Annotated in this window: 14 protein-coding genes; 5 read left to right on the forward strand and 9 right to left on the reverse strand. The window is 70.2% G+C overall.

Annotation, left to right across the window (positions count from 1 at the left end; genetic code table 11):
- The first annotated feature begins 132 nt into the window (after positions 1 to 132).
- From ACTMVF_RS11540 to ACTMVF_RS11555, 4 genes are read left to right on the forward strand one after another with little or no spacing between them, the layout of a single operon-like run.
- Positions 133 to 1,050, forward strand: coding sequence for an SDR family NAD(P)-dependent oxidoreductase (locus ACTMVF_RS11540; protein WP_441270850.1), 918 nt, complete (start codon positions 133 to 135; stop codon positions 1,048 to 1,050).
- A gap of 11 nt (positions 1,051 to 1,061) precedes the next feature.
- Positions 1,062 to 1,937: an amidohydrolase family protein gene (locus tag ACTMVF_RS11545; RefSeq protein WP_441270958.1), complete on the forward strand. Its 876-nt coding sequence runs from the start codon at positions 1,062 to 1,064 to the stop codon at positions 1,935 to 1,937.
- 10 nt (positions 1,938 to 1,947) lie between these two features.
- Positions 1,948 to 3,450 (forward strand): o-succinylbenzoate--CoA ligase, encoded by a 1,503-nt coding sequence (gene menE, locus ACTMVF_RS11550; protein WP_441270851.1) that lies wholly within the window; start codon positions 1,948 to 1,950, stop codon positions 3,448 to 3,450.
- Positions 3,451 to 3,458: 8 nt separating this feature from the next.
- Positions 3,459 to 3,914 (forward strand): MaoC family dehydratase, encoded by a 456-nt coding sequence (locus ACTMVF_RS11555; RefSeq protein WP_301995406.1) that lies wholly within the window; start codon positions 3,459 to 3,461, stop codon positions 3,912 to 3,914.
- Here ACTMVF_RS11555 and ACTMVF_RS11560 read toward each other — a convergent pair.
- The 9 genes from ACTMVF_RS11560 to ACTMVF_RS11600 form a co-directional block, all read right to left on the reverse strand.
- Positions 3,905 to 4,735, reverse strand: a complete 831-nt coding sequence (locus ACTMVF_RS11560) for a PaaX family transcriptional regulator (protein ID WP_441270852.1) — start codon at positions 4,733 to 4,735, stop codon at positions 3,905 to 3,907. The genes ACTMVF_RS11555 and ACTMVF_RS11560 overlap by 10 nt on opposite strands.
- A gap of 33 nt (positions 4,736 to 4,768) precedes the next feature.
- A complete protein-coding gene (locus ACTMVF_RS11565) occupies positions 4,769 to 5,617 on the reverse strand; it encodes a hypothetical protein (protein WP_441270853.1) in 849 nt (282 codons plus the stop codon).
- Positions 5,617 to 7,302: a PHP domain-containing protein gene (locus ACTMVF_RS11570; RefSeq protein ID WP_441270854.1), complete on the reverse strand. Its 1,686-nt coding sequence runs from the start codon at positions 7,300 to 7,302 to the stop codon at positions 5,617 to 5,619. The genes ACTMVF_RS11565 and ACTMVF_RS11570 overlap by 1 nt, the downstream gene beginning before the upstream one ends.
- Before the next feature lie 16 nt (positions 7,303 to 7,318).
- The gene (locus ACTMVF_RS11575; protein WP_441270855.1) at positions 7,319 to 9,151 is read right to left on the reverse strand and encodes a LamG-like jellyroll fold domain-containing protein; all 1,833 of its coding nucleotides are present in this window, start codon (positions 9,149 to 9,151) and stop codon (positions 7,319 to 7,321) included.
- A 45-nt stretch (positions 9,152 to 9,196) separates the two neighbouring features.
- A complete protein-coding gene (locus tag ACTMVF_RS11580) occupies positions 9,197 to 12,172 on the reverse strand; it encodes a glycoside hydrolase family 2 TIM barrel-domain containing protein (protein ID WP_441270856.1) in 2,976 nt (991 codons plus the stop codon).
- Positions 12,169 to 13,008: a carbohydrate ABC transporter permease gene (locus tag ACTMVF_RS11585; protein WP_441270857.1), complete on the reverse strand. Its 840-nt coding sequence runs from the start codon at positions 13,006 to 13,008 to the stop codon at positions 12,169 to 12,171. The genes ACTMVF_RS11580 and ACTMVF_RS11585 overlap by 4 nt, the downstream gene beginning before the upstream one ends.
- Before the next feature lie 12 nt (positions 13,009 to 13,020).
- Positions 13,021 to 13,980 carry a carbohydrate ABC transporter permease gene (locus ACTMVF_RS11590; protein ID WP_441270858.1) on the reverse strand — a complete coding sequence of 320 codons (960 nt, stop codon included), beginning with the start codon at positions 13,978 to 13,980 and terminating at the stop codon, positions 13,021 to 13,023.
- Positions 13,980 to 15,266, reverse strand: coding sequence for an ABC transporter substrate-binding protein (locus ACTMVF_RS11595; protein WP_441270859.1), 1,287 nt, complete (start codon positions 15,264 to 15,266; stop codon positions 13,980 to 13,982). Before ACTMVF_RS11595 ends, ACTMVF_RS11590 begins: the two co-directional genes overlap by 1 nt.
- Positions 15,267 to 15,345: 79 nt before the next feature.
- The gene (locus tag ACTMVF_RS11600) at positions 15,346 to 16,365 is read right to left on the reverse strand and encodes a carbohydrate kinase family protein (protein WP_441270860.1); all 1,020 of its coding nucleotides are present in this window, start codon (positions 16,363 to 16,365) and stop codon (positions 15,346 to 15,348) included.
- 127 nt (positions 16,366 to 16,492) lie between these two features.
- Here ACTMVF_RS11600 and ACTMVF_RS11605 point away from each other — a divergent pair, with 127 nt between their 5' ends.
- A complete protein-coding gene (locus ACTMVF_RS11605) occupies positions 16,493 to 17,257 on the forward strand; it encodes a DeoR/GlpR family DNA-binding transcription regulator (RefSeq protein WP_441270861.1) in 765 nt (254 codons plus the stop codon).
- The last annotated feature ends 169 nt before the right edge of the window (positions 17,258 to 17,426 follow it).

A 17,426-nucleotide genomic window follows, 5' to 3' on the forward strand; every position in this document is an offset into this window, starting at 1 on the left:
TCCAGCATGATGCACCCGAAGGTCACCAACAACTATTGACGACAACAATTATTGCTCTTAACTTCGATCGCGTAGCCGCACGCCGCGTCGAAGCAGCCGCGTCGAAGCACCCCACGTCGAAGGGACCCTCCCGTGCCCAGCATCGATCTCACCGGCAAGGCCGCCGTCGTCACCGGCAGCGGCCGGGGCCTCGGTCTCGCCTACGCCCACGCCCTGGCCGCCCACGGCGCCTCCGTGGTCGTCAACGACATCGACGAGGCCGTGGCAGAGGCGGCCGTGAAGTCCATCACCGAGGCCGGCGGCACCGCCGTCGCCGAGGTCGTCCCCGTCGGCACGACCGAGGCCGCGGAGCGGCTGGTGAACCGCGCCGTCGAGGAGTTCGGACGGCTCGACATCCTGGTGACCAACGCGGGCATCCTGCGCGACAGGGTGCTGTGGAAGATGACCGACGACGACTTCGACGCGGTGATCACCACCCACCTCAAGGGCACCTTCACCTGCGCCCGCGCCGCCGCCGTCCGCATGCGCGAGCAGGGCGAGGGCGGCAGCCTGATCCTGGTCGGCTCCCCGGCCGGCCAGCGCGGCAACTTCGGCCAGACGAACTACGCCGCCGCCAAGGCCGGCATCGCCGCCATGACCCGCACCTGGTCGATGGAGCTGGGCCGCGCGGGCATCACCGTCAACGCGATCGTGCCGGTCGCCGCGACCGCGATGACCGAGACCATCCCCGCCTTCGCCCCGTACATCGAGGCCATGAAGAACGGCGAGCCGCTCCCGGACTTCCTCCGCAAGGGCGAGGGCTTCGGCACCCCCGAGGACTGCGCGGCGCTCGTGCCCTTCCTCGCCTCCGAGGCGGCCCGGTCGGTGACCGGCCAGTGCATCGGCATCGGCGGCGACAAGGTGGCACTCTGGTCGCATCCGCAGGAGATCGCGGCGGCCTACGCCGACGGCGGCTGGACCCCCGACGCCCTGGCCGACGTCTGGTCCACCTCGGTCGGCGCCGAGCTTCAGTCGGTCGGCGTCCCGGCGCCCAAGTTCCCGGAGGCGTGATGTCCCTCTCGATGAACCCCGACGACCTCGTCGCGATCGACGTCCACACCCACGCGGAGGTGTCCTCCAAGGGCCACTCCTCCCTGGACGACGACCTGCACGACGCCTCCTCCGCTTACTTCAAGGTCGAGGGCAAGCGCAAGCCGACGATCGAGGAGACCGCCGCCTACTACCGCGAGCGGAAGATGGCCGCCGTGATCTTCACGGTCGACGCCGAGTCCGCGACCGGCACGCCGCCGGTCCCCAACGAGGAGGTCGCCGAGGCCGCGGCTGCCAACTCCGACGTCCTCATCCCCTTCGCCTCCATCGACCCCTTCCGGGGGAAGGCGGGCGTGAAGCAGGCCCGACGCCTGGTCGAGGAGTACGGGGTGAAGGGCTTCAAGTTCCACCCCAGCATCCAGGGCTTCTTCCCCAACGACCGCTCGGTGGCCTACGACCTCTACGAGGTGATCGAGGAGACGGGCACGATCGCCCTCTTCCACACGGGCCAGACGGGCATCGGCGCCGGAGTGCCGGGAGGGGGCGGCATCCGCCTGAAGTACTCCAACCCCCTCCACGTGGACGACGTCGCCGCCGACTTCCCGCACCTGAAGATCATCCTGGCGCACCCGTCCTTCCCCTGGCAGGACGAGGCCCTCGCCGTCGCCACCCACAAGCCCGGCGTGCACATCGACCTGTCCGGCTGGTCGCCCAAGTACTTCCCGCCGCAGCTCGTGCAGTACGCCAACACGCTGCTGAAGGACAAGGTGCTCTTCGGCTCCGACTTCCCCGTCCTCACCCCGGATCGCTGGCTCGCCGACTTCGAGAAGCTGTCGATCAAGGACGAGGTCAAGCCGAAGATCCTCAAGGAGAACGCCGCCCGCCTGCTCGGGCTGACGAAACCGTAAGGGGCGTGACATGCGCAACGAGGGACTGGGGTCGTGGCCCGCACGCCGGGCCCGCAAGACCCCGCACCGCACCGCCCTGATCCACGGCGAGACGTCCGCCGACTACGCCACGCTCTACGACCGCACGACCCGCCTCGCCCACGCACTGCGCGAGAGAGGCGTACGCCGCGGCGACCGCATCGCCTACCTCGGCCCGAACCACCCCTCCTACCTGGAGAGCCTGTTCGCCGCCGGCACGCTGGGCGCGGTCTTCGTCCCCCTCAACACCCGCCTCGCGGGCCCCGAGATCGCCTACCAGCTGGCCGACTCCGGCGCCAAGGCCCTCGTCTACGGCCCCTCCCACGCCGGCCTCGTCGCCGGACTGCCCGGCCACACCGACGTCCGTGCCTACGTCGAAGTGGGCGCCGAATACGAGGAGGCACTGGCGTCGGCGCCCGACGAGCCCATCGACACGCCCGTCACCGCCGACGACACCTGCATCATCATGTACACCTCGGGGACGACGGGCCGCCCCAAGGGCGCGATGCTCACCCACGGCAACATCACCTGGAACGCGCTCAACGTCCTCGTCGACACCGACCTGATCGCCGACGAACGCGCCCTGGTCTCCGCCCCGTTGTTCCACACGGCGGGCCTGAACATGCTGACGCTGCCGGTCCTCCTCAAGGGCGGCACCTGCGTCCTGGTCGAGGCCTTCGACCCGAACGCCACCTTCGACCTGATCGAACGGCACCGCATCACCTTCATGTTCGGGGTGCCGACGATGTTCGAGCAGGTCGCCCGGCACCCGCGCTGGCCGGACGCGGACCTGTCCTCGCTGCGGATCCTCACCTGCGGCGGCTCCCCGGTCCCGACACCACTGATCGCCGCGTACCAGGAGCGCGGGCTCACCTTCCTCCAGGGCTACGGCATGACGGAGGCGGCCCCGGGGACGCTGTTCCTGGACGCCGAGCACGCGGTGAGCAAGGCGGGTTCGGCGGGCGTACCGCACTTCTTCAGCGACGTACGCGTCGTGGGCCCGGACCTCGCGCCGGTACAGGTCGGCGAGACCGGCGAGGTCGTCGTCCGCGGCCCGCACGTCATGCCCGGCTACTGGGGCCTGCCCGAGGAGACGGCCGCCTCCTTCGCCGACGGCTGGTTCCGCAGCGGGGACGCGGCCCGCGTCGACGAGGACGGCTACGTCTTCATCGTCGACCGCATCAAGGACATGATCATCAGCGGCGGCGAGAACATCTACCCCGCCGAGATCGAGGACCTGCTCCTCGCCCACCCGGACATCGTCGAGTGCGCGGTGATCGGGGTGCCGGACGACAAGTGGGGCGAGGTGCCGCGCGCGGTCGTCGTGCCGCGCGAGGGCGCCACGCCCGACCCGGACGAGATCCTCGCCTCCCTCTCCGGCCGGCTCGCCAAGTACAAGATCCCGAAATCGGTGGTGCTCGCGGACGAACTCCCGCGCACCGCCTCGGGAAAACTCCTCAAGTCCCACGTCCGTACCCGGTACGGCAACAGTTAAGGAACCCCATGAGCATCACCGTGAACGGCCTCGACGAACTGAAGAAGCTGGCGGGCAGCGACCTCGGCACCAGCGAGTGGATCGAGATCACCCAGGAGCGCATCAACACGTTCGCCGACGCCACCGGCGACCACCAGTGGATCCACGTGGACCCGCAGAAGGCGGCCGAGGGGCCGTTCGGCGCCCCCATCGCCCACGGCTATCTCACCCTCTCCCTCTTCATCCCCCTCTTCACCGAGCTGCTGGACGTCCAGGGCGTCACCACGAAGGTCAACTACGGCCTGAACAAGGTGCGTTTCCCCTCGCCGGTCAAGGTCGGCTCGCGCATACGGCTGGTCGGCAGGCTGGCGGAGGTCGAGGAGGTGCCGGGCGGGGCGCAGATCACCGTCGACGGCACGATCGAGATCGAGGGCGGGGCGAAGCCGGCGGCGGTGCTGCAGAGCGTGTCCCGGTTCTACGCCTGATCGTCCCGTACGGGCACGAGGTCGAGGAGGCGTGCCGACGCGTCCCGCGCGAGGGGAGTGAGCCGCTCGTGCACCGTCCGGAACGTCTTCTCGGCTTCGTCTGCCGGCCAGTCGTCCGGCAGGTGCTTCACCGGCAGCCGCGGATCCTGGCGGATGACACGCAGCCACTCCGCCTGGAGCCGCAGCCGCAGCACGAGGGCGTCGTCGGCTTCCGGAAGGCGCGTCTGCCACGGTTGCCAGCGCCGTACGAACGACTCGTAGCGCGCCGCCAGTTCGGCCAGTTCCCAGGTCTCCTCGATCATCGCGCCGATGTCCATGCCGGCGTCGGCGTGCGCGCGGAACACCTTCACATGGGCGGACAGACCCAGCTCGGCCACCAGCGATGTCACGTCGACCTCGCCCGGCGCGATCCACAGGCCGCTGAACAGCGGCCCGAAGCCGCTCCAGGTCAGCTGGGAGCGCAGGTCGTGGCGCTGGCGCTGCCAGGACTCCGGGAGGGAGAAGCCGAGCAGGGTCCAGCTGCCGTCCCAGTGCCGGTTGACGGCGCCGGTCTGCCAGATGCGGTGGTCGCCGTCGCGCAGGACGGCCGCCGAACGCTCGGTCAGCCCGAAGTACATCCGGCGGCCCTCGCGCTGGCGGCGCAGCAGCCCCCGGTTCACCATCCGGGTCAGCGTGGAGCGGGTCGCCTGCTCACCGACGCCCACGCGTGCGAAGACATCGATGACACTGCCCGAGTACACACAGACGTCCCGCCCGAGCACCTGGTCGCCCAGGAACGTCAGCATGAGGGACTGGGGCCGCAGCGCCTCTTCACCGGTCACGCGGCCCACGGTACCTCTCGTACGTCCCGTCGATCAGCCCGTGACCTGCTTGTACGAGGAGACGGCCGTCGCCACCGCGCACACCCCCGGCGGGATCATCTGAGCCCGCAGGATGCCGCTGTTCACGTCGTAGTCGACGCCCTCCGCCTCGAACGTGCCCGTGCACACGCTGCGCTGCGGCAGGGCGAACAGGCTCTTGACCGTGCCGGTGACCGGCCGGCCGTCCACCTTGCGCGGCAGATCCACCTGGAGCAGCGGGCGGATCTCGGGGAAGAGCGTCCCCGTGGCGTCGTTCGAGGCGCACACCAGGCGGGTGTCCGTCACGAAGTCGCAGCCCTGGATGTCGCGTACCGGCTTGTCCAGGGTGATCTGCCCGGCCTCCGCCAGCTCGCCGCCGGCCCGGGGCGTGGCCGGGTTCAGCAGGGGAGCGGGGAAGACCTGGAGTCTTCTCTGCTCCCCCCACTCGCCCGACACCAGCCACTGCCCGTCGGGTGAGACGGCGGCGAAGGAGTTGTTCAGCTTCTCGCCCGGGTTGAGCCGGTGCACGTACTCGTAGCGCTTCCCGGCCGGGGTCGTCACCGCGAACATCTTGGACGTGGCCGTGTCCGGGCCCTGGTAGGCGTCGAAGGTGTGGCCGAGTGCGATGTCCGGGTCGCCGACGTGGTTCCAGCCCTTGATCCGCAGGCCCAGGGGGATGGAGGCGAGCCCGCGGTACAGCAGGGAGCCGTCCGCGCGACTCGCCAGGCCCTGCCCGCCGCCCAGTGTGTCCGTGTACGCGGTGCCGGTCTCGGCCCAGTACGGGTCACCGGCGGCGGACGCGGTGCCCGCGCCCAGCGCGAGAGCACCCAATAAGCAAAGGGGAGTGCGGAGGTGACGCTTCATCAGGCTCCTGCCACGTCGACGAACACGGGGTTCGAATAGAACCACGTATCCGCCCACGGGTCACCGTTCCCGGGCTCGTGCGGGACCGGCCCGTGCGGGTCGACCGACGCCCCGAGGTAGCCCGCGCCATGGCGGTTGCCGTCACTGCCGCGCAGCCGGACGTAGAAGGACTCGTCCCCGGCGGTCAGCGGGACGCGCAGGGTGTACGTCCCCTTGCGGCCCGTCACGTCCAAGGCGCGGACGACCCTGGTGTCCGGTGCCTTCCAGGTGTCCCGGTCGGCCACCGGGCCGCGCACCGCGCCCCGGATGACGTCCACGTGCGCCAACTCGGGCACGACCCCCTGCGGGTTGGGGCGGGAGGCGGTCGTCACGGTGATGGTGAGCGTGAGCTTCTCGCCCCTGCGCACGCGCAGCCGGCCGCCCAGCGTGACACCCCGGCCGGAGTCGCAGTCCCGCTTCAGACGGACGTCGAGGCCGTCGAGCAGATGCCCGTGGTCGAGCCAGACCCGGCCCGCGCGCAGGCCCGCCATCACCGCGCGGTAGCCGTAGCGGGTGACGCCGACGTGGGTGCGGCTGAACTGTCCCGGCCAGAAGTCGCTGCCGGGTTGCGGGGTGGTCGTGTCGACCGGGTCGGGGAGCTTTCCGGTGGTGTCGAAGTTCTGGCCCGCGGGCCAGTCGCCGTTCTTCCAGGTGTCGAAGACGATGCGGTGGGCGTCGGAGTTCGTGGTGATCGAGAACAGGCTGCCTTCCGCCAGCATCGAGTCCCACAGACCGCCGACCGTCGCGGTCGCCCAGTCGAAACCGCCGTACGTCAGGTAGGCGTCCGCCGGGTAGCCCGGCCAGGACTGGGCCGACGGCTTGTTCTCGTACTCGCCGCGGATCGAGGTCGTACCGCGCCAGCCGGGGATCGCCGCGCCCTGGGCGCCGGGTGCGCCCTCCATGCCGATCATGATCTCGGGGGCCGCGTCCCGCCAGTTGCGCATCTCGTGCGGGGAGTCGATGCCGAGGCGCATCGGGTGGTTGGCGAGGACGAGTACGTCGTCGACGTAGCCGGTACGGCGCTGTTCGGCCAGCCACTTGATGGCCTTGACGGCGTGGGCCTCGTTGCGGGCGGCGTCCGCGTCGGCGGCGCCGCCCTTGTCGTAGCCGAGCAGCTTGCCGTCGTAGGCGCTCTCGAACCGCGTGAGCAGGTCGACCTCGTGCGCGCCGGGCGCCGCGAAGACCGTGCAGTGCTCGGCGGCCGGGATGTACCACTCCAGGCCCTGGAAGATGAGCTGGCGCGGGTTCTCGGCGCGCGCCTTGAGGATCTCCTCGTGCTCCAGCGGGGCGCCGTACCTGGCGTGCCCGAAGTTGGAGTGTTCGGTGAACACCATCCAGTCCAGGCCGTACTTGGCGCCCGCGGCGGCCAGTTGGGAGAACGTGTACTTGGCGTCGTGGCTGTAGACGGAGTGGATGTGGTGGTCGCCGACCAGGTAGGCGAGGCGGGGGTCGTCGCCGCCGAGACGCCGGTCGTCGGCGGCGAGTGCCGCGCTCGCTGTCGTGGGTACGGCCGCGGAGCCGAGCGCGAACGCGGCGCCGAACAGGCCCGCGCGGCGCAGGAGTCCGCGTCTGGAGACGCCCTGGGCGTCCAGGAAGGCAGGGGCGACGGACGGGTCGGCCCAGGTGGGGAGCTGCTGCTCGGTCATGGTGGTCCCCTGAAGGTCAGTGGTTCATGAAGGACTTGACGGGCAGCGCCCGCGCGACGATCCGGACGTCGCCGAGGCGGCCGTACAGGATCTGGTCGATCTTGCCGCCGTACTCGTAGCCGCCGAGCAGCCAGGGCAGGCCGACCGAGGTGATGCCGACCGCGGATGCCTTCGGGTTGCGGACCACCGGGCACCCCTCGACGTACATCGTGGTCTGCTCGCCGTCGTTGACGACCGCGAGGTGCCACCAGGTCTCCAGCGGGGTCTCCTGGGCCCAGTTGGTGGCGATGCCCTCCTGGTTGAGCGGGCGCATGGCCCACTGCGGCTCCCGGTCGTTCGACAGGGAGAGGGTGGCGAGCGGCTCGTCCGGGTCGTCGGCGGTCTTGCCGGCGGCGCCTCCCGTGCCCGTCCGGCTGACCAGGCCCGACCAGGCGTTGTGGGAGGGGTCCCAGTCGGCGGGGAGGCGGTAGAACGCCTCGATGGTGTAACCGTCCCGGAATGTCGCCGAGTTGAGCGGGGCCCCGTCGACCGTGCGCAGATACGCCCCCTTCAGCGGGGACTTGAAGCCCTGGAACTCCAGGCTGCCGTGGCCGGGCTGGTCGGGGTGGTGGTCGGCGGACCAGCCCAGCTTGCCGCCGCCGACCGTGACGAGCGTGAGGTCGTTGCCGCGCCCGGACAGGTCGCGGACCGTGGTGCCCTCCACCGGCTGCTCGAACCGCCAGTACGCCACCGTGCCCGGGATCAGCATCCGCGAGGCGGGGCGTGCCGGGCGGGCGGGAACCGGGTCGAAACCGGAGAAGCGGTCGGCGAAGTCGATCCCGACGCTGAACCGGTCGGCGTCACCGCTGAGTTCGATCTCCTGCCGCTCCAGCTCGTTGAGCCCCTTCGCGGCCCGGCCGAGGATCCACGGCGAGACCGTCTCCACGTCGATGACGTTCCGGTCGAGGTCGAAGCGGTACAGCCGGATCATCGCCGCGCCACCGAAGTAGCGGTTCTGGTAGTTCGTCAGATGCAGGTGAACGTCGTTCCCGGCCGCGTTCTTGCGGATCGCCCGGCCGGCGGGCCAGTAGTGCCCGTTGAGGGTGAGGAAGATCTGGTCGTGGTCCTCGATCAGCCGGTCCCACAGCTGCTGCCCGTACGCCGACAGGGCGTCGTCCTCGACGACCAGCTCGTGGGTGGTGAGGACGACCGGCGTCTTCGGGTGCCGGACGAGGACGTCCTCGGCCCACGCATAACCCTTCGCCGACAGCCGCCAGTCCAGCGCGAGCACCATCCACTCGCGACCGGCGGCCCGGAAGAGGTGGAAGCTGTTGTAGCCGTCGGGGGAGGCGCCCCCGAATGTCTTCTTCCCCTGGAACCGCTTCGGCCCGAAGGCGTCCAGATACGGCGACGCACCGCGCTGGTCGTCCGTCGACGACTTCACGTCGTGGTTGCCGGCGAGGACGCTGTAGCCCACGCCCCGCCGGTCCAGGAGCCGGAACGCCTCGCTGATCGCGGCGACTTCGGGCCGGCTGCCGTTCTGGGTGAGGTCGCCGAGGTGGGACAGGAAGACGATGTTCTCCTCCCGGCCGTGCTCCAGCAGATAGCGCAGGGACGCCTCGACCGGCGCCTTGTCGATGCTCGGCCCGTCGAAGAGGTACTGGGTGTCGGGCATCACGGCCAGCGTGAAGCGTCGGCTGTCGGGATCGGGCCGCCAGTCGCCGGCGGGCGCGGCCTCGGCGACCGCCGGGACGGCGACCGAGGCCGTGGCGGCGGCACCGAGCAGCGCGGTGGCCCGGAGGAAACTGCGACGCCCGGCGCCGGCCTGGGCGGCCTCGCCGCCCGGGACATGGTCATGCGAAGTACACACATGTGCTCCGTGAAAGGTGACAGGGGAGGGGAGGCGTGGGGGAGTTCAGAGGACGCGCAGGGTCCAGCTCCAGCGATGGACGCCCGGCGCGACGCGATAGGAGGGGAAGGTGTCGGGGCCGCACGACGCCGTGCCGAGGCCCCGGTGAGCCGCGTCGATGTGCACCACGCAGCCGGGGCGCGGCACCAGTTCGTCGTGGTGCGTGGCGGCGGCCAGGTCCTCGGCGCGGTATCGGGTGACGGAGACCTGGCGCGGCTCGTCGAGCACCACCGCGAGGCCGGTGGCGTCCGGCGCGGACAGTGTGAATCGCCGTACGCCGTGCCGGCCGCCGCTCTCCTGCGGGCGCAGGTAAGGGGTGAACAGGTCGTCGACGGGGACGGAGTGGTGGCCGACGGGCGCGCCCGCGCTCCGGTCGGGATACGACTCCCACGGCCCCTGGCCGAACCACTCCAGCAGGTCGAGCCCCGCGCCCGTCTCGAAGACCGTGCCGACCCGCGCCACGTCGTCGAACGCCTCCGGCAGCTCGGCCTCCTCCTCGACGCGGACACCGCCCTCGACGGGCGTGAGCACGTGCCGGTGCCGTACGACACCGGCCGTACTCGCGTACTCGGCCGCCACCGTCACCTTCCCGGCGTCCTGACGTACCGACACGACCTTGCGCACCAGCGCGTCGAGGCCCCAGCTCCGCCAGCGCCGCGCCATGCCGCCCAACTCGTCGTTGTCGGTGGGCGCCCGCCACAGCGAGAGGGTGGGGGCGGCAGTCAGCAGGGGGTGGACGAGGAGACCCTCGCCGTCCACCTCGACCTTCTCCCAGTCTTCGGCCGGGGGGACCCCCAGGGCCACGGCAGCGGCCTCGACCGGAGCGGGCCCGCGCAGTCGCACCTGCGGCACGCACACCTCCGTGCCCCGCGGAGCCCACGGCAGGTCCAGCGCCGTCGTCACCCGCAGCGTCAGCCACGCCTCGCCGCCGTCCTCCGGCAACGCGAACGGCAGCGGTACCGCCGCGGTCTCACCCGGACACAACGCGGGCAGCTCGGCCGGCGCGGTCAGCGTGCGTCCGTCCGCCAGCGACAGCTCCCACACGGCGGCCAGCCAGTCGAAGCCGCGGAAGTGCTGGTGGTTGGTCAGGACGACACCCTCGTGCCGGAAGCACTCGATCCGCACCGGCGCCGCGATCTCCCGGTGCTCGTACATCGCCGGCTTCGGCGTGCGGTCGGGAAACACCACGCCGTCCGCGATGAACGCCCCGTCATGGATCACCTCGCCGAAGTCCCCGCCGTACGCCCAGCGGTACCCGGGCGCGGCGACACCGTTGTCATAGAGCCCTGCGCCCCCACGCCCGGCCGGTCTTCCGTCGCTCACGCGTTGCAGAATTCCGTGGTCCCAGAACTCCCAGATGAACCCGCCCTGAAGACCTGGGGTGGCCTCGATGGCAGCCCAGTGGGCGGCGAGCGTGCCGTTGCTGTTGCCCATGGCGTGCGAGTACTCGCACTGGATGAGCGGCTTGGTCTGCTCGCCGGAGAGCGCGTGGGCGACGCAGTCCTCCAGCGGCGCGTACATCGGGCAGGCGACGTCGGAGGCGAGCTCCGGGTCGGCCCAGCCGAGTTTGGCCGCCCCCTCGTACTGGATCGGCCGGGTCGGGTCGTGCCGACGCACCCACCCCGCCGCCGCGTCGTGGTTCGCGCCGTAGTCGGACTCGTTGCCCAGCGACCAGATGATGACCGACGGATGGTTCATGTCGCGCAGCACCATGCGCGAGACGCGGTCCACGAAGGCGTTCAGATGGCGCGGGTCGTCGGCGATCTCGTGGGCGTGGTCGTGGGACTCGATGTCCGCCTCGTCGACGACGTAGAAGCCGAGTTCGTCGGCGAGGTCGTACAGCGTCGGGTCGTTCGGGTAGTGGGCGGTGCGGATCGCGTTGAAGCCGAACCGCTTGAGCAGGACGAGATCGGCGCGCATGTCGTCGTACGACACCGTCCGCCCGGTCAGCGGGTGGAAGTCGTGCCGGTTGACGCCCCGGATGAACACCCGCTCGCCGTTGACCAGCAGGTCCCGGCCGACGATCTCGACGTCCCGGAAGCCGATCCGGTGGCGGGAGGTGTCGGCGACCGTGCCGTCGGCGCGGTGCAGCCGGACGGTCAGGCCGTACAGCTCGGGCGTCTCCGCGTTCCAGGTGCGTACCTCGGGGACGGTGGTCAGCAGCCGGGCCTCGCCGAGGAAGTCGGAGACGCGCTCGTCGGCTGCGTTCGCACGGTCGAACTCCGCGTCCTGCACCAGGAGCTGACCGTCCAGCTCCCCGGTGAGGTACCACCCCTCCGGCAGCGCACCCCCCGCGTTCCGGACCCGGCAGTCGACCCGCAGCTCACCGCTGTACGCCGCCCGCACGGTCACGTCCGCGAGGTACAGCGGATCCGTCGCGTACAGCAGTACCGAGCGGGTGATGCCGCCGTGCCACCACTGGTCCTGGTCCTCGATGTGCGAGGCGTCGGACCACTTGACGACGGTGAGCCGTACGGTCGCGGGCGAACCGGGGCTCACCACCCCCGTCAGATCGAACTCGGCGGCCAGATGGGAGTCCTTGGAGATGCCGACGGGCCGCCCGTCCACGTGCACCAGCAGCACGCTCTCGGCGGCCCCGACCTGGAGCACGATCCGGCGTCCGGCCCAGTCGGCGGGGATGTCCACCTCGCGCTCGTACACGCCCGTCGGGTTGACGGTGGGGGAGTGCGGAGGGTACTCGGGGAAGGGCATCCGGACGTTGGTGTACTGCGGCAGGTCGTCCGTGCCCTGCATGGTCCAGACACCGGGGACGTACGCCGAGGACCAGGGACCGCCGACCGGCGCGTCCGGAGCGGACAGCAACCTCAAGCGCCAGTCGCCGTCCAGGGGGAGTGCGCCGGGCCGCCGGTCGACGGCGTTCATGGGCAGCCGCCCCCAGGAGGTCACCTCGGGTGCCTCCCAGGGGCGCAGGGCGATCAGGGGATCGACGGCGCGGGGACCGAGGACCGACGGATCGTTCATCCGCGGACGGCCCCCTTCGCGAGGTCGCCGATGATCTGCCGGGCGCCGATCGCGAAGACGATCAGCAGGGGGATGAGGGCGAGGACCGCGCCGGTCATCACCATGCCGTAGTCGGTGGTTCCGTGGGTGCCGTTGAGCTGGGACAGCGCTACCTGGAGGGTGACGTTGTCCGGGTTGGTGAGGGCGATCAACGGCCAGGCGTAGTCGTTCCACTGGCCCATGAAGGTGAAGATGCCGAGGAAGGCCAGGCCCGGCCGGACGACCGGGAGTGCCACGTGCCAGTACTGGCGCATGAAGTTCGCGCCGTCCAGCTTGGAGGCGTCGAGCAGCTCGTCGTGGATGGCGCTGCGCATGTACTGGCGCATCCAGAAGATGCCGAAGGCGTTGGCCGCCGCCGGCACGATCAGTGCGGTCATCGAGCCGATCCAGCCGATCTTCGCCATGATCACGAACTGCGGGATCGCGGCCATCTGGGCCGGCACCATGAAGATCAGCATGAGCAGCCCGAACAGCACGTTCTTGCCCGGGAAGTCGAACTTCGCGAAGACGAACGCCGCCAGCGAGTCGAAGAACAGGACCAGGAAGGTCACCACCGTCGCGACCAGCAGCGAGTTCCACATGGACCCGAAGAAGTCGATCGCGTCGAGCAGATTGCGGACGTTCTCCAGGAAGTGCGTGCCCGGCAGCAGCTTCGGCGGGTACGAGAAGATCTCCGACGAGGTGTGCGTCGACATGATCACGGCCCAGTAGAACGGGAAGGCCGACAACAGCACACCGATGATCAGGGACGCGTGCAGGGCGATGCCCCGGCGTCCGGAGCCCTTGATGGATGCCATGTCGCGGCCTTCCTACTGTTCGCCCCGGCGCTGCACCAGGCGCCAGTTGATGATCGAGAAGAGGACGACGACCAGGAAGATGCCCCACGCCACGGCGGCGCCGTATCCGAAGTCGTTGTTGTCGAAGGTCTGCTGGAAGAAGTAGAGGACCATCGTCCGGCCGGCGTGGTCCGGACCGCCCGAGAAGGTCGACTCGTTGGCCGTGGTCTGGAGCAGCACCTGTGGCTCGGAGAAGCTCTGTAGTCCGGTGACGGTGGAGACCACGAGCACGAACAGCAGCGTCGGCCGCAGCAGGGGCAGCGTGACCCGGAAGAAGGTCTGCACGGGGCCGGCGCCGTCGATGCGGGCCGCCTCGTACAGGTCGCTCGGGATGGTCTGCAGCCCGGCGAGGAAGATGATCGCGTTGTAGCCGGTCCACTGCCAGGTCATCAGCGTGGCGATGGCGACCTTGATGCCCCACGGGGTGTTCAGCCAGGCCACCTGGTCGAGACCCACCGCCTGCAGAACCGCGTTCACCAGGCCGAAGTTGGTGGAGAAGATCGATCCGAAGACGATCGCGATGGCGACGACCGAGGTGACGTTCGGCAGGAAGTACGCGAACCGGTAGGCGTTCTTGAAACGGACCGCCGAGTTGAGCATCACGGCCGTCACCATCGCCAGGAAGATCATGGGGAAGGTGGCCAGCGCCCAGATGACCAGCGTGTTCCCGATCGACTGCCAGAAGTCGCTGTCGCTCAGCAGGTACTGGTACTGCGACAGGCCCGCCCACTCCATCGCGCCGAGGCCGTCCCAGCGGTGCAGGGAGAGGTAGAGCGAGAAGCCGACGGGGATCAGGCCGAAGGCGAGGAAGAGGAGGTAGAAGGGGGAGATCGCGGCGTAGAGGTGCCAGTGCTTGCGCAGGCCCGTCTTCGGCTGGGTCGTGGCGGGCTGCGGCCGGTTCACGGCGGGCGGGGTCTGCTCGATGACGGCCATCAGAAGCTCACCCCCAGGTGCTTCGCGATCCGCCGGCACTTGCTCATGGCGTCCTCCCAGGCCTTCTTCGGATCCTTGCCGAGGACGCCGACGTTCTTGATCTCGTCCTTGATGGGCTGGCCCAGGGCCACGTCGAACGGGCTGTTGTAGGCGACCGCGATCTTCTGCGCCGCGGGCCCGAAGACGTCCATCGTGACCTGGCCGCCGAAGAACGGGTCCGGCTCCTGGAGCTTCTGCATGCCGTACGAGGCGGGCGTGGAGGGGAACAGGCCCGCGTCGACGAAGCCCTGCGCCTGGTTGTCCGCGTTCAGCAGCCAGGTGATGATCTCGAAGGCCCGCTCGGGCTCCCGGCACGCCTTGGTGATCGACAGGAACGAACCGCCGTTGTTGGCGGGCCGTACGGGCATCTGGGCCACCCGCCACCTGCCCTCGGTCTTCGGCACACCGTTCTTCAGGTCGCCGGCGGCCCAGGAGGCGCCGAGCTGGCTGGGCAGCTTGCCGCCCTCGATGGCCGACTGCTGGTCCGGGGTGCCGTTGACGATGCTGGAGACGATGCCCCGCCGCTTGGCCTCCACCGCGAGCGCCCAGGCGTCCCGGACATGCTCCTGGTCGCCGATGAAGGTGCGGTCCTTGTCGACGTACCGCTTGCTGCCCTGCTGCACCGCGTTCTCGAAGACGGCGTTGACATCGGTGAGCAGGAAGGTCCCGGGTATGCGCTGCTTCAGCCGCTCGCCCGCCGCGAAGAACTTCTCCCAGGTGCCGAGCTCCTCCGACACGTCGTCGGGCTCGTACGGAAGCCCGGCCTTCTGGAACACGGAGTACTGGTAGAAGTGCGCGACCGGACCGCAGTCGATCGGGAAGCCGACCATCGAGCCGTCGTCGGCGATGCCCTGGTCCCACTTCCACGACAGGTACTGGTCCTTGTACTTGTCGGCGCCGAGCGTGCGCAGGTCGACGAACTGGTCGGCGTTGGGCAGGTAGGACGCCATGTCCTCGCCCTTGAGCCCCGCGATGTCGGGGATATGGGCGTTGCCCGCCATCGTGGTGATCAGCTTCGAGCGGTAGTAGCCGCCGATCTGGATGGCGTTGAGGTCCACGGAGCGGTCGTAACGCGCCTTGGCGTTCTTGACGACCGTGTCGCTGAGGCCGCCGCTCCAGTACCACAGGACCATGTTCCGGCCGGTCGAGCCGGTCGGAACGGCACAGCCGGACGCCAGGCCGCCGAGCGCCGTGGCGGCCGTACCGGCCAGGCCCGCGCGCAGCAGGCCTCTTCGTGAGAGCCGCACAGCTCCCACCGCCTTTCGGATCTTTTCGGGACTTCGCAGGGAAGGTTCGGGACTTCGCGGGGAAGGGCGTGGGGGGAAGTCAGTTCTGCCGTGCGGGCGGGGTCACGGGGGCGTAGGTGACGGGCGGCCCCGGATTGTCGGGGAGCCGCTCGGCCAGGAAGCCGTACGCCAGCTTCAGTTCGGGGTCGGTCAGGGAGCGCCACCAGCGGTCGACGCCGTACCAGCCGGGGGCGGCCAGGGCACCGCCGTGCCGCTGGACCGACAGGCCGGCGGCCAGTACGGCGAACCTCAGCCGTTCCTCCAGTGGCCAGCCGGCCAGCGAGGCAGCGACGAAGCTCGCCCCGAACACGTCCCCGGCGCCCGTCGCGTCGAGGACGTCGACGTCCAGGGCGGGCACCTCCGCGTACTCGCCGGTCGTCTGGTCGACGGCGACCGCGCCGTCCCCGCCGCGCGTGACCACGGCCACCGGCACCAACTCGCTGAGCGTCCAGAGGGCCGCGACCGCGCTGTCGGTGCGGGTGTAGGCCATCGCCTCGGTCTCGTTGGGGAGGAAGGCATGGCACAGGGAGAGCTGGTCGAGCAGGCCGGTCGACCACTGCTGGCTGGGGTCCCAGCCGACGTCGGCGTAGATCTGGGTGCCGTTCGCGGCGGCCTTGGCCAGCCACTCGCGGGGTTCGGCCTCGATGTGCACGAGGGCCGTGCGCGCCTCGGGCGGGTCGCCCATCAGCGCGTCCTGCGTGTACGGGGGTTCCTGGCCGTGCGTGACGAGGGCCCGGTCGTGGGCGTAGGCGAGGGAGACGGTGACCGGGGTGGGCCAGCCGTCCGCCGTGCGGGACAGCGAGAGGTCGATGTCCTCCTGGTCGCACAGGACGTCCCGGCACCACTCGCCGTAGAGGTCGTCGCCGAACACCGTGGCCAGCGAGGTCTTCAGGCCGAAGCGGGCGGCGGCCACCGCCAGGTTGGCGATGCCGCCCGGGCCGCAGCCCATGCCGCCCGTCCAGATCTCCTCGCCCGGGGTCGGCGGCTTCCCGAGCCCCGTGAGGACGAGGTCGTAGAAGAGCAGCCCGGTCAGCAGCACCTCGGGCCGGTCGTCGTCCACGGCAACGTCCTCTCGTCAAAACTCTTCATTTCGGTGACCGGAATCGTGCGCCGCCCGGCGGGATTGGTCAATACCCGAGCAGAAATGAGCATGGCGATGATTGAAGATGACGAGTAGTGTTCATGTCGTGCTGGCTGAACGACGACACCAACTCATCCTGCGGGCCCTGCGCTCCGGCGGCCCCGCGGCCGTGACCGATCTCTCCGAACAGCTGGGCGTGAGCCCCGCCACGATCAGGCGTGACCTGGTCAAACTCGAGGAGGACGGCCTGCTCACACGGGTGCACGGCGGCGCGGTCGCGGACGAGGGCGACCAGCCCTTCGCCGAGGTCGCCGAGGTGCGCGTGGCCGAGAAGGACGCCATAGCCGCGCACGCCGCCGCGATGATCGAAGACGGTCAGTCGGTGCTGCTCGACATCGGCACGACCGCCTTCCGGCTGGCCCGCCAGCTGCACGGCCGCCGCCTCACCGTGATCACCAGCAACCTGGTGGTCTACGAGGAGCTCGCCGACGACGAGGGCATCGAGCTGGTGCTGCTCGGCGGCATGGTCCGCCGCGAGTACCGTTCCCTGGTCGGCTTCCTCACCGAGGACAACCTGCGTCAGCTGCATGCCGACTGGCTCTTTCTGGGTACCAGTGGAGTGCGGCCGGGCGGGCAGGTGATGGACACGACGGTCGTCGAGGTGCCGGTCAAGCGGGCCATGATCAAGGCCGGCGACCAGGTGGTCCTGCTCGCCGACGCGGCGAAGTTCCCCGGGCACGGGATGGCGAAGGTGTGCGGTCCCGAGGACCTGGACGTGGTGGTGACGAACGCGCCGGTCGACACGGCGACGCGGACATCCCTGGAGGAGGCCCGCGTCGAAATCGTCGTGGCGGGAAAGGCGCAGACTTGAACCGTCCCCCAGCCGAAGCGGGGGGTTTCCCGGCTCGGGCCGCCTCATCGCTCGGCGCGCAGCGAGGTCTCACACCCTCGACACCGACCGGGCCGGAACCAGCCCGGGGTCTTGAAGCAAGTTCACGGAGGTGGCGTGTGCCCGGTTCTCGCGATGCGTTGCGCGCCGC

Source organism: Streptomyces sp. SD31 (genome assembly GCF_052068475.1).
Lineage (GTDB): Bacteria > Actinomycetota > Actinomycetes > Streptomycetales > Streptomycetaceae > Streptomyces.